The organism is Psychrosphaera aquimarina (assembly GCF_032461525.1).
Taxonomy (GTDB): Bacteria; Pseudomonadota; Gammaproteobacteria; order Enterobacterales; family Alteromonadaceae; genus Psychrosphaera; species Psychrosphaera aquimarina.
Genome location: NZ_JAWCUA010000007.1, coordinates 633,110 through 645,995, shown reverse-complemented (window position 1 = coordinate 645,995; position 12,886 = coordinate 633,110). Strand labels below are relative to the sequence as shown.

Below are 12,886 nucleotides of genomic sequence, written 5' to 3'. Positions count from 1 at the left end.
GGTAAGGTTATGTTAGTTTGGTTAGCGGAATATTTAACTCAGTTTTACTCTGGGTTTAACGTGTTTTCATACTTAACATTTAGAGCCATTCTAAGTGTACTTACTGCTATGGTGTTGTCATTATATTTTGGTCCCAAACTGATACGACGTTTGCAGCTTATGCAAATTGGGCAAACCATTAGAGATGATGGACCTGAAAGTCATTTATCCAAATCTGGAACGCCCACAATGGGTGGCATTCTAATACTTGGTGCAATTGTATTTAGTACCTTAATGTGGGCAGATTTATCCAATAAATATGTCTGGGTTGTGATGACGGTTGTTGTCGGTTACGGCTTAGTGGGATTTGTTGATGATTACCGCAAAGTTATACGCAAAGACAGTAAAGGTTTGATTGCGCGTTGGAAATATTTTTGGCAATCGGTGATTGCTATTGGTGTTGCCGTATTTTTATACATGACGGCAGAGAATCCTGCTGAAACCTCATTAATCGTTCCTTTCTTTAAAGATGTGATGCCACAACTTGGTTTAATGTACTTATTGGTTGTGTACTTTACGGTAGTTGGTACCAGTAATGCGGTGAATTTAACAGACGGCTTAGATGGGCTTGCCATAGTTCCTACGATTATGGTGGCTGGCGCATTGTCGTTAATGGCGTATTTAACCAGTAATGTAAACTTTGCAGAATACTTACACATACCTTATATCCCTCAAGCGGATGAATTAACCGTTGTATGTACCGCTATTGTTGGTGCAGGGCTTGGGTTCTTATGGTTTAACACATATCCAGCACAAGTATTTATGGGCGATGTTGGCTCTTTGGCATTGGGTGGAGCATTAGGCATCATTGCGGTTTTGGTTCGTCAAGAGTTAGTGTTATTTATCATGGGCGGTGTATTTGTCATGGAAACCATGTCGGTTATTTTACAAGTTGGTTCATTTAAATTACGCGGCGAACGGGTATTTAAAATGGCACCAATTCATCATCATTATGAGTTAAGTGGTTGGCCTGAACCTCGTGTTATCGTGCGTTTTTGGATCATCTCTTTGATCTTAGTGTTGATCGGCTTAGCTACACTTAAACTTCGTTAATCTTATAGAGAAGTGAATAATATGACTGATACGTTAAACAATGAATTTATCGAAGAATTACAAAGTAGTAATGTGGCGATCGTTGGTATTGGTATGTCAGGGATGTCGGCACTTAGGTTTTTGTTAAATAAAGGTGTTTTCCCAAAGGTATTTGACTCTAGATTAACCCCACCGGTTGCCGAAAAAGATCAGCAGTTTTTAAATCAAGTTGAACGTAAGTTTGGTGAATTTAAGCTTGATGAGTTTAAAGAATTTGATTATGTCATTGTCAGTCCAGGGATCAGTTTAAAGGAACCTGCATTAGCCAATGCGCAGCGTTATAACGAAAATGTTTTTTGTGATGTGGAATTGTTTGCAAGAATAAATACCAAACCCGTTATCGCAGTGACAGGCTCAAATGGTAAATCTACGGTAGTTGCTTGGTTAGAAGACTTTCTTGGTCGCATGGGAAAAAATGCAGTGGCCTGTGGCAATTTTGGTGTGCCAGTATTAGATGTGATTGAATACGGCTATAACGGTGAACCAGTCGATGTTTACATTATGGAATTATCCAGTTTCCAATTGGAGTCTACTCACAGCCTTATTTGTGAAGCGGCGACGGTATTAAATGTCACGCCTGATCATATGGACAGATATGAATCATTTTCTGAATATGGTCGTTCAAAATTACGTATTTATCATCACTCAAAGCTGTGCCTCTACAACAATGACGACTTTGAAACTAAGCCGTTATTAAACTGCAATAAGGTTCATGCATTTGGTACGGAAGCTCAATCACGTGCTGAAAATTACTGGTACTTTAATAATGAAACCGAAGATTTATGTCTGAATAATGAAGTCATAGGTAATTTGGGACAGCTGTCTTTATCCGGTTCTCATAATGGATTAAATGCCATCGTTGTATTGGCATTAGCTAATGCGATAGGTGTTGATCCTGTGGCTGAATTTCATAACTTGAGCCATTTTTCTGGTTTGCCACACCGTTGTAAATTTATTGCGGATGCTAATGGTGTGTTGTTTGTGGATGATTCTAAAGCGACCAATATCGCGTCGACACAAGCGGCGTTAAATGGTCTATCAAAAAATGACAATAAAAATATAGTACTCATTGCCGGCGGTGATGCAAAAGGTGCTGACCTGTCTGAACTGCAAGCTGACATTAACAAACATGTTAAAAAAGTTATTGCGTTTGGCAAAGACAAAACCAAATTTGTGGATTTTTTAAAACCAGAACAATTGGTTTTAGTGAGCAATATGTCAGAAGCCGTAAATCAATCGATGAAACTGGTAGAGCAGGGCGACATTGTTTTGTTATCACCTGCATGTGCCAGTATTGATATGTATAAAAATTACCAACACCGTGGCGCAGACTTTAAACAGAATGTGTTAGCTGCCATTAGCGGATTAAATAAATGAGTAGAATTGGTTTTGGTTTAGTTAGTTTAACTAAACGAAACAAATTAAAAGAAACCACTCCGGCGTTATATGACCGTGGTTTGTTGTTTTTGGTTTTAGCGTTAATGGCGTTTGGTTGGGTGATGGTGACATCGGCATCACTGCCTGTGTCGGAAAAGATTTATAACAATGAATACTACATTTCAATCAAACATGCGGCGTTTATTTTTATTGCGTTAACCGCCATGTTGACTGTGTTGTTTTTCAAAATGCAGTGGTGGCAACGTTTTAATATGGAGCTACTGTTTGTTGCGATTTTGCTCTTGGTCGCGGTGTTATTAATTGGCTCGACAGTGAACGGGAGTCGACGTTGGTTGTCTTTAGGCATATTTAATTTACAAGCTGCTGAAGTTGCAAAGTTATTCTTCTTTAGCTTTTTGGCCGGTTACTTAGTAAGACAGCATGAACAGTTAAGAGAAAATGTAATTGGTTTTGCCAAGCCGTTAGTCGTGTTTATGATATTGGCAGTTTTATTACTAATGCAACCAGATTTAGGTACCGTTATCGTCATGTTTGTGACCACGGTTGCTTTGTTGTTTTTAGCTGGTGCAAAGATTTGGCAGTTTATAGCATTAATTGCCAGTGGTTTATTAGCGGTTTGGACTTTGATTATGTTAGAGCCGTACCGAATGAGACGAGTGGTGTCTTTTGTTGATCCTTGGGCGGACCCGTTTGGTAGTGGTTATCAGTTAACTCAGTCTTTAATGGCTTACGGACGAGGAAGTTGGTCTGGATTAGGATTGGGCAATAGTATCCAAAAACTGGATTATTTACCTGAGTCACATACTGACTTTATTGCGGCCGTCATTGCAGAAGAAATTGGTTTTGTTGGGTTAAGTATTTTGGTCATGATGTTGGGTTGGCTAGTTTATAAAATTTTAAATGTAGGCCGTTTAGCGATGGAAAAATCGCAACATTATAATGGTTTTTTTGCCTATGCAATTGGCATTTGGATTGCCTTTCAGGTGTTTGTAAATATTGGTGCGAGTACAGGCATGTTACCGACTAAAGGATTAACACTACCTTTTATTTCGTACGGTGGAAGTAGTTTGATTGTGTTTAGTATTGCGATTGCCATTGTATTAAGAATTGACTTTGAAACCCGTGCGCTTGAACGGACAGAAAAAGATGAGTTATCCAATGAGTAAACCAATGAATAACTCAAGTAATAATAGTCCTATCCAAACTAAACGCGCAGTGATCATGGCGGGTGGTACCGGTGGACATATCTTTCCTGGTTTAGCGTTAGCAAAGTCTTTAATGGCTGAAGGATGGGATGTTCAGTGGATGGGTACCGCTGACAAAATGGAAGCGGATATAGTGCCTAAACATGACATATCGATTCACTATATTGATGTTAAAGGCGTACGTGGTAATGGCATAAAACGTTTAGTTAAAGCACCATTTATGCTGTTAAAAGCATGGTTGCAAGCCAGGGCGATATTCAAAAAGTTAAAACCTAATTTAGTCATTGGTTTTGGTGGTTATGCATCTGGACCGGGGGGCATTGCAGCTTGGTCTTTAGGTTTACCGTTAATTATACATGAACAAAATGCGATTGCCGGAATGACGAATCGTTGGTTATCTAAGGTAGCAAAACATACTTTGTTAGCATTCCCAAATGCAAAACAATCATTGCCTAAGATACAAACCGAGGTAGTTGGTAATCCGGTAAGAATGGATATTGCTCAATTAAACAATATGCCAAAACGAGTATTGACTGGGCAGGACGCAATTAGGATTTTGGTAATAGGTGGTAGTTTAGGTGCTCGGGCATTAAACCAGCAGTTACCTCATGTATTTTACCAATTACAAGCGTTAGGTTTGGAGGTGAAGGTTCACCATCAAGTAGGTAAAGGCAACAAATTAAGTGTTACTGACGAATATGATAAATGCAAAAATTCAGCAGAGGTTGCAGAGTTATCGGTAGTAATCGATGAGTTCATTGATGATATGCCGTCTGTTTTATCATGGGCGGATTTGGTAATATGCCGCGCTGGCGCGTTGACGGTTTCTGAATTGGCCGCATCGGGAAATGTAGGGGTATTCATCCCATTACCATATGCGGTAGACGATCACCAAACAGCCAATGCAAATTGGTTGGTAGAAAAAGAGGCGGCGGTACTAATGCCTCAAAATGAAATTAAACAAAAGCTTGTTTCGACGTTAGTAGAGTTGATTAATGATCCGAATAGAATCAACCAAATGCAAATAAATGCAAAACAACAAGCAATTTTAACCACAACCGACCGTATGGTTGAGTTGTGCCAGACATGGAAATAAGTAATTGAGTATTCAAGCTAACTTCGTAAATACATCGATGCGCCGATTAAACACTATTCACTTTGTGGGTATTGGTGGCGCAGGAATGGGCGGTATTGCGGAAGTTTTATTAAATGAAGGTTATCAAGTAGCCGGTTCAGATATAAATGAAAATGCAGTCACCCAAAGATTAAGAACACAAGGTGCGACAGTAAATATTGGCCACAAAGAAGAAAACCTGATCAATGTCAGTGTTGTGGTTGTATCCAGTGCAATTGATGAGTCAAACATTGAAATTCAAACGGCCCGTAAACGTCGAATTCCAATTGTACGTCGAGCTGAAATGTTGGCGGAACTAATGCGTTTTCGTTTTGGTATCGCAATTTCTGGTACACACGGGAAGACGACGACAACCAGTCTAATTGCCAGTATTTTTGCCGAAGCTAAAAAAGACCCTACCTTCATCATAGGTGGTCTATTAAATAGTGCAGGGACCAATGCACGGTTAGGTAAAGGTAATTATTTAATTGCGGAAGCGGATGAAAGTGATGCTTCATTTTTACACCTACAACCTATGATTTCAGTGGTAACGAATATCGAAGCGGACCATATGGAAACCTATGGTGGTGATTTTGAAAAAATGAAAAAAACCTACATCGAATTTTTACATAACTTGCCGTTTTACGGACTGGCTGCAGTATGTGGTGACGACGACGTAGTTCAAGAGATATGTACAAATTTAGGTCGCAGAGTGGTGACTTACGGATTTAAAGAAACCAATGATTATGTGATCAGTGACTTTAAACAAACCGGCACTCAAACATCATTTGTTGTTAGTTATAACAGTAAAAGTATAAACATCACTCTTAATTTACCTGGAGTGCATAACGCGCTTAATGCAACAGCTGCAATTGCGGTGTCTCATGAGGAAGGTATTGATGATAATTATATCATTGCGGCCTTGCAAAAGTTTGAAGGCATAGGTCGTCGTTTTCAGCAATACGGTGATTTTGAAACAGGGCGTGGTGTGGTTAAGTTGATGGACGATTATGGACATCATCCAACTGAGGTCGCCGCTACTATCGCAGCGGTTCGAGCTGCATGGCCTGATAAACGTATAGTGATGTGTTATCAACCACATAGATACAGTCGTACCAATGATTTATACGACGATTTTATTAGAGTGTTATCAAAGGTAGATTGTTTGTTATTACTCGATGTGTACGCCGCAGGTGAAAAGCCAATTGTTGGGGCAGACAGTCGCAGTTTAGCTCAGTCTATACGAGTTCGTAATTTGATTGACCCTATTTTTGTTGCACAACCCGCTAACTTGCCAAGCGAATTAGCTAATGTGATAAAAGATGGTGATATCGTTATTACCCAAGGCGCTGGCAATATAAATTCAGTATTAAAAACCTTGGTTGCTTGTGAAATGAAAATTGAAAAATTAGCTGAGGTAACTGAGTTATGAGCTTAGATGTTAAAGCCTTTGGAAAAATAGCCGTCATGTTTGGTGGCGAGTCTGCTGAACGTTCCGTCTCGTTGAATTCTGGCGCGGCTGTATTAAAAGCTTTGCTTGCTCAAGGTTTTGATGCTCATAAATTTGATCCGAAAGACAGTCCGTTAACCGACTTAATAACACACAAGTTTGATCGTGTGTTTATTGTTTTACATGGTCGAGGCGGTGAAGATGGTACGTTACAAGGGGCATTAACCTATATGGGATTGCCTTTCACTGGTAGCAGTGCTCAAGGTTCTGCCTTTGCAATGGATAAGGTTCGTAGCAAGTATTTGTTCTTAGGGGCGCAATTACCAACGGCACCATTTTGTGTTGTGACTAAAGGCGATGAATTTGATTGCCAAGCGATTTTATCTCAGTTAGATGGCAAAGTGATGGTTAAGCCTGCAAATGAAGGTTCAAGCATTGGTATGTCAGAAGCGCATTCGGTTGAGCAGTTAAAAGCCGCAATTGAAAATGCCTTTAATTACGACGATGAATTATTAATTGAACAATGGGTGACTGGCCGTGAAGTTACGGTAAGTATCTTAAATGGTGTGGCGTTGCCAATAATTGAAATGCGTACCTCTCATGAGTTTTATGACTACGACGCTAAATACATAACAGGCGACACAGAATATTTATGTCCAGCGCCTTTGGATGCCGAACTAACCAAAGAAATTCAAGATGTAGCGGTCAAAGTTTTTAACATTGTTGGTGCCTCAGGTTGGGGACGTGTCGATTTCATTATTGGTGAAAATAATCAGTTAAACGTGTTGGAAGTAAATACGGTTCCTGGCATGACAGAAACCTCATTAGTACCTAAGGCTGCAGCTGCAACTAATATGGATTTTGCAACCTTAGTAACGAAAATTTTACAAGGTAGTCGTTAATGGTAGAAAAACCGCTTAAAAAATGGAGACACTCTAGCTTTTTAGTTGGAATTGTTTTCTTTTTAACGGTTATTTTATTCATTATATGGGGGTATAATGCTCTGTTCGATTGGGCACAAAGTAAAAATGATTCGCCGATAAATTCGGTTGTTGTTCATGGAAACTTTAAATATTTAAGTGCTGAGCAGCTAGAAGCTAAAATTGGCCAAAAATTAGATGGCAGTTTTTTTACTTTAGACGTGGATAGACTGCAAAATCAGATTGAAGAAAACCCTTGGGTTTACAGTGCTTCTATCCGTAAAGAGTGGCCAAGAAAGCTTCATGTTTACATTGTAGAGCAAGAAGCGTTTGCGATTTGGAATAATGATTTACTTTTAAACAAATTTGGTGACGTTTTTTACGCTAATGGTGTTAAAGTAGACAACACTCTGGCACGGCTTTACGGGCCAGAGGGAAATGAAAAAGATGTATTAAAAGGTTATGTGGATATGCAATATCTGTTGAAGCTACATAACTTTAAAATTAGCGAGTTAGTTTTGTCTGAGCGGTACGCTTGGCAGTTGTGGTTAAAATCAGGCATTCACCTAAATTTAGGTCGTTCGGATAAGATGTCTAGAGTACAACGTTTTTTAGATTTACAGCCTTTGTTGGCTGAATATGGTAACAAAAAGATAGCTCGTGTAGATTTACGTTATGACATAGGTTTAGCCGTGTCATGGCAATAAATATAATAATTAAAACATATAATAAGTGCGATAAGCGGATAGTATGAACTCAAGTGCAAAGGCCAACGACCGTAATTTAATAGTCGGTTTAGATGTAGGTACTTCTAAAGTAACTGCTGTGGTTGGTGAAATTACCCCAGATCAACAGATAAGTATTGTTGGTGTTGGACATCATGTTAGTCATGGTATGGATAAAGGCGGAGTTAATGACTTAAATTTAGTTATTGGCTCTGTACAACGCGCTATTAATGAAGCTGAGTTAATGGCGGATTGCCGTATATCTTCGGTTTATTTAGCGATAAGTGGCAAACACATATCGTGTCAAAACGAAAGTGGCATGGTGCCAATTAATGATTCAGAAGTAACATCGGAAGATGTTGAGAACGTTATTCACGCAGCAAAAGCGGTACCTATGGCAGCAGAACGAAAAATGTTGCATGTATTACCGCAAGAGTTTTCTGTCGACATGCAAGAAGGGATCAAGAGCCCTGTTGGTATGTCGGGTGTAAGAATGGAAGCAAAAGTTCATATCATTACTTGTGCCAATGACATGGCAAAAAACATAGTAAAATGTGTTGAGCGATGTGAATTAAAAGAAGACCAGTTGATTTTTAGTGCATTAGCCTCAAGTTATTCTGTTCTAACTGATGATGAAAGAGAATTAGGTGTATGTGTTGTTGATATGGGTGGTGGTACGTTAGATATCGCTATTTATGCCAATGGTGCAATTAGACATTCTGCGGTTCTGCCTATTGCGGGTAATCAGGTAACCAATGATATAGCTAAAATTTTCCGCACCCCAATTAGTCATGCAGAAGATATTAAAGTTAAATACGGCGCGGCTTATCGAAATTTAGCCAGTGCTGAAGAAAGTATAGAAGTTCCTAGTGTTGGTGGTCGCCCTGCAAGAACGATGTCTCGACATACGTTAGCAGAAGTAATAGAGCCTAGATACCAGGAAATATTTGAATTGATTTTGGATGAAATTCGAAAGTCAGGCTTGGAAGATCAAATAGCTGCGGGCATAGTTTTAACAGGTGGAACGTCGAAAATGAAAGGCGCTGTTGAATATGCTGAGCAAGTTTTCCAAATGCCTGTACGAATTGGTACACCTGTGGGTGTCAAAGGACTAACAGAATATGTACAAGATCCTAGTTATGCTACAGCTGTAGGTTTGTTGCTATATGGAATGGAAAAACAACAATCTAACGACGAAGAAAAAGAACAAAGTTGGTGGCATAGAGTAGCTAGTTGGTTCAAAGGCGAATTTTAAAGAATTTTAGACGGAGAGTGTGACGATGATTGAGTTAATGGATAATCATAACGAAGAAGCGGTCATTAAAGTATTTGGTGTAGGCGGCGGCGGCGGTAATGCTATTGATCATATGGTTAAAGCATCTATCGAAGGCGTTGATTTTGTTGCAGCGAATACAGATGCACAGGCATTACGTAACTCTGCTGCAGGCCTAACATTACAATTAGGAACCGCAGTGACTAAAGGGTTAGGCGCTGGCGCAAATCCTGATATTGGGCGTCAATCTGCGCTTGAAGATAGAGACAATATTGCAGCATCTATGGAAGGTGCGGATATGATCTTTATCGCAGCAGGCATGGGTGGCGGTACCGGTACTGGTGCTGCACCAGTTGTTGCTGAAATAGCAAAAGAACTCGGTATATTAACTGTTGCTGTAGTAACTAAACCGTTTGGTTTTGAAGGTAAAAAACGTTTAGGTTTTGCTGAACATGGTATTGAAGAATTAGCTCGTAGTGTTGACTCTTTGATCACAATTCCAAACGACAAATTATTAAAAGTACTAGGTCCTAAAACAAGCCTGTTAGATGCGTTTAAAGAAGCAAATAATGTTCTTCTTGGCGCTGTTCAAGGTATTGCTGAACTAATTACTCGTCCAGGTTTAATTAACGTGGATTTCGCCGACGTACGAACGGTAATGTCTGAAATGGGCACTGCTATGATGGGAACTGGTTCCTCATCTGGTGCAGACCGAGCACAAGAAGCTGCTGAAGCGGCAATATCTTCTCCTCTATTGGAAGATATTGACTTAGCCGGTGCCAAAGGTATTCTGGTTAATATTACAGCAGGCTTAGACATTAGCATTGAAGAGTTTGAAACAGTTGGTAATACTGTAAAAGCCTTTGCATCTGAAAATGCAACGGTTGTTGTTGGTGCCGTTATTGATATGGAAATGCAAGATGAGCTAAGAGTGACGGTTGTTGCTACTGGCATCGGCGGTGATAAACGTGCTGATATCTCTTTAGTTCCAGCAGCACCAATTGCAGCGACAGGGACATCTGGAATGTCATCTCAACCAAGTGCGATGCAACAGCCTAAGCCTATGCAAGAGCAACAAGCTTTGATTGAGCCTGAAGAGAAAAAAGCGGAAGAAGAAAACTATTTCGATATCCCAGCTTTCTTGCGTAAACAAGCTGATTAAATATTAAACTATTGTAAAGTGGTAGGATTACCTGTATAATCCTTCAACTTTTTTAACGCTCAAAATATTTAGTGGGAATAAGATAAATTAATGATTAGACAACGTACTATCAAATCTTCAGTTACTACAACTGGAATTGGTTTACATAAAGGTGAAAAGGTTACTTTGACCTTACGTCCTGCTGCGGATAATACAGGTATTGTATTTTTACGTACGGACTTGTCTCCTGTTGCAGAGTTTTTGACTACGCCAGAATTAGTTGGTGATACTCAAATGTGCACGTGTTTAATTAATGATCAAAATCAACGTTTGTCTACTACTGAACATTTAATGGCTGCGATTGCGAGCTTATCAATTGATAATCTAATTGTTGAAGTTGATTCTGCAGAGATCCCAATCATGGACGGTAGTTCACTGCCATTTATCTTCTTATTACAAGAAGCAGAAGTGGTTGAGCAAAAGTCATTGCGTCGTTATATTAAAATCACTAAACCAGTTCGTGTAGAAATTGATGATAAATGGGCAGAGTTAAGACCATATGATGGTTTTAAAATTGATTTTCAAATTGAATTTGATCACCCTATTATCTCTAAATCAGCGCAGCGTATTAGTGTAGATATTACTGCTGAATCATTTTTAAAAGAAGTGAGCAGAGCGAGAACGTTCGGTTTTATGCGTGATATTGAATATTTAAGAAATAACAATTTAGCGTTAGGTGGCAACATGGATAACGCGATCGTTTTGGACGAATATCGTGTATTAAATCCAGACGGTTTACGTTATGACGATGAGTTTGTTAAACATAAAATTTTAGATGCAGTTGGTGACTTGTACATGACAGGTAAACCTTTATTAGCTGAGTTTGTTGCATTTAAATCTGGCCATGACCTAAACAATAAAGTGTTGGTTGAACTGATGAAAAATCAGGATTGTTGGGAATATGTAACCTTTGAAAATGAAACTCCTGAGTTAGTAAGTCAAAGCTTACCGCAACTTGCATAATCACTTCACTGATTAAAAAGAAAGCGCGTTTAGCGCTTTTTTTGTGCCTGTCTATTTAATCCACCTTCATTAAGATGCTCATTCTGACTGACGTTGTACAGTAATTTAGTCACAAACACAGAGGCTGGACGTCTCTCGAACAAAGTGTAAAGACTATGATGCAGTCATGGTTTTATTGTAAACATTAGTTGCCTTTATTTACTGTTAAACATTAAGCGTTGTAATTAGCGAATATTAGAAACTGTTTGCTATATTGCAGCCACAAAATAGAAGTTAGTTTAGGCCGTTTATAACCTTGATTATTAATAATCATAGCGTTTATTAAACAACATGAAACACTATGAGCAGATTCATAGTAATGTCCTAAACTGGCTCATAGAAGTTTAATGAGGAATATAAAGTGGCTGATTTATTTGAAAACCCAATGGGTTTAGACGGATTCGAGTTTGTAGAATTTTGCGCTCCAGAGAAAGGGATCCTAGAACCTATCTTTACTGCAATGGGCTTTAGTAAAGTTGCTGATCATAAATCAAAAGATGTTCAACTTTGGCGACAAGGTGATATCAGCTTTATCTGTAATTATGAAAAAGGCAGCCACGCAGATTATTATGCACAAGAACACGGTCCTTCCGCTTGTGGTTTAGCTTTCAGAGTTAAAGACGCACAGTTTGCTTACTCAGAAGTATTAAAAAAAGGCGCTCAGCCAGTCCATATTGAAACAGGACCGATGGAGTTACGCTTACCAGCTATTAAAGGTATTGGTGGAGCTACGTTATATTTAATCGACCGTTATAAAGATACCAATACTATTTACGACATCGATTTTATTTGGGTTGAAGGCGCAGACCGTAATCCAGAAGGTTGTGGTTTCCATACACTGGATCACTTAACGCATAATGTTTACCGTGGCCGTATGGATTATTGGGCATCTTATTATGAAGACCTATTTAACTTCCGTGAAATTCGTTATTTTGATATTAAAGGTGAATACACTGGGTTGTTATCAAAAGCGATGAGCGCACCAGACGGAAAAATTCGCATTCCTCTTAATGAAGAAGCAGCAGGTGGTGGTGGTCAAATTGAAGAATTTTTAATGCAGTATAATGGTGAAGGAATTCAGCATATTGCATTTTCTTGTGACGACTTAATATCTTGTTGGGATCGTTTGAAGAAGTCGGGTGTTAAGTTTATGACAGCGCCTCCTGCGACCTATTACGAAATGCTAGATGAACGTTTACCAGGTCATGGTGAACCTGTTGATGAGTTACAGGCGCGTGGTATTTTATTAGACGGCACAACAGGCAGTGATCAACCACCTCGATTATTATTACAAATATTCTCTGAAGCTTCTTTAGGTCCAGTTTTCTTTGAATTTATTCAACGTAAAGAAGATGATGGTTTTGGTGAAGGTAACTTCAAGGCGTTATTTGAGTCCATTGAACGTGACCAAGTGAATCGTGGCGTTATCGGTGACGATAAATAATATTACTAACATGTAGGAAGTAA

General features: G+C 39.1%; 11 protein-coding genes. All 11 read left to right on the top strand.

Features of this window, described 5'->3' with window-relative positions:
- The first annotated feature begins 9 nt into the window (after positions 1-9).
- The 11 genes from mraY to hppD all read left to right on the top strand — a co-directional run bounded on the left by mraY (position 10) and on the right by hppD (position 12,863).
- Positions 10-1,092: a phospho-N-acetylmuramoyl-pentapeptide-transferase gene (gene mraY, locus RT723_RS09395; protein WP_216053848.1), complete on the top strand. Its 1,083-nt coding sequence runs from the start codon at positions 10-12 to the stop codon at positions 1,090-1,092.
- Positions 1,093-1,113: 21 nt separating this feature from the next.
- Positions 1,114-2,508, top strand: coding sequence for a UDP-N-acetylmuramoyl-L-alanine--D-glutamate ligase (murD, locus tag RT723_RS09390; RefSeq protein ID WP_315946798.1), 1,395 nt, complete (start codon positions 1,114-1,116; stop codon positions 2,506-2,508).
- Positions 2,505-3,695 (top strand): cell division protein FtsW, encoded by a 1,191-nt coding sequence (ftsW, locus tag RT723_RS09385; RefSeq protein ID WP_315946797.1) that lies wholly within the window; start codon positions 2,505-2,507, stop codon positions 3,693-3,695. The genes murD and ftsW overlap by 4 nt, the downstream gene beginning before the upstream one ends.
- Before the next feature lie 4 nt (positions 3,696-3,699).
- On the top strand, positions 3,700-4,830 hold the full coding sequence (gene murG, locus RT723_RS09380) for an undecaprenyldiphospho-muramoylpentapeptide beta-N-acetylglucosaminyltransferase (protein ID WP_315946796.1): 1,131 nt from the start codon (positions 3,700-3,702) through the stop codon (positions 4,828-4,830).
- Between the two features lie 37 nt (positions 4,831-4,867).
- Positions 4,868-6,280 carry a UDP-N-acetylmuramate--L-alanine ligase gene (gene murC / locus RT723_RS09375; RefSeq protein ID WP_315947186.1) on the top strand — a complete coding sequence of 471 codons (1,413 nt, stop codon included), beginning with the start codon at positions 4,868-4,870 and terminating at the stop codon, positions 6,278-6,280.
- Positions 6,277-7,200, top strand: coding sequence for a D-alanine--D-alanine ligase (locus RT723_RS09370; protein WP_315946793.1), 924 nt, complete (start codon positions 6,277-6,279; stop codon positions 7,198-7,200). Before murC ends, RT723_RS09370 begins: the two co-directional genes overlap by 4 nt.
- Entirely contained in the window at positions 7,200-7,925 is a 726-nt protein-coding gene (locus tag RT723_RS09365; RefSeq protein ID WP_216053852.1) for a cell division protein FtsQ/DivIB, read from the top strand. Before RT723_RS09370 ends, RT723_RS09365 begins: the two co-directional genes overlap by 1 nt.
- Positions 7,926-7,968: 43 nt before the next feature.
- Complete coding sequence (gene ftsA / locus RT723_RS09360) at positions 7,969-9,198, top strand: cell division protein FtsA (protein WP_216053853.1); 1,230 nt, start codon at positions 7,969-7,971, stop codon at positions 9,196-9,198.
- A 25-nt stretch (positions 9,199-9,223) separates the two neighbouring features.
- On the top strand, positions 9,224-10,378 hold the full coding sequence (gene ftsZ, locus RT723_RS09355; RefSeq protein WP_216053854.1) for a cell division protein FtsZ: 1,155 nt from the start codon (positions 9,224-9,226) through the stop codon (positions 10,376-10,378).
- A 90-nt stretch (positions 10,379-10,468) separates the two neighbouring features.
- Positions 10,469-11,380 (top strand): UDP-3-O-acyl-N-acetylglucosamine deacetylase, encoded by a 912-nt coding sequence (lpxC, locus tag RT723_RS09350; RefSeq protein WP_315946791.1) that lies wholly within the window; start codon positions 10,469-10,471, stop codon positions 11,378-11,380.
- 400 nt (positions 11,381-11,780) lie between these two features.
- Positions 11,781-12,863 (top strand): 4-hydroxyphenylpyruvate dioxygenase, encoded by a 1,083-nt coding sequence (hppD, locus tag RT723_RS09345; protein ID WP_315946790.1) that lies wholly within the window; start codon positions 11,781-11,783, stop codon positions 12,861-12,863.
- Positions 12,864-12,886: the final 23 nt, after the last annotated feature.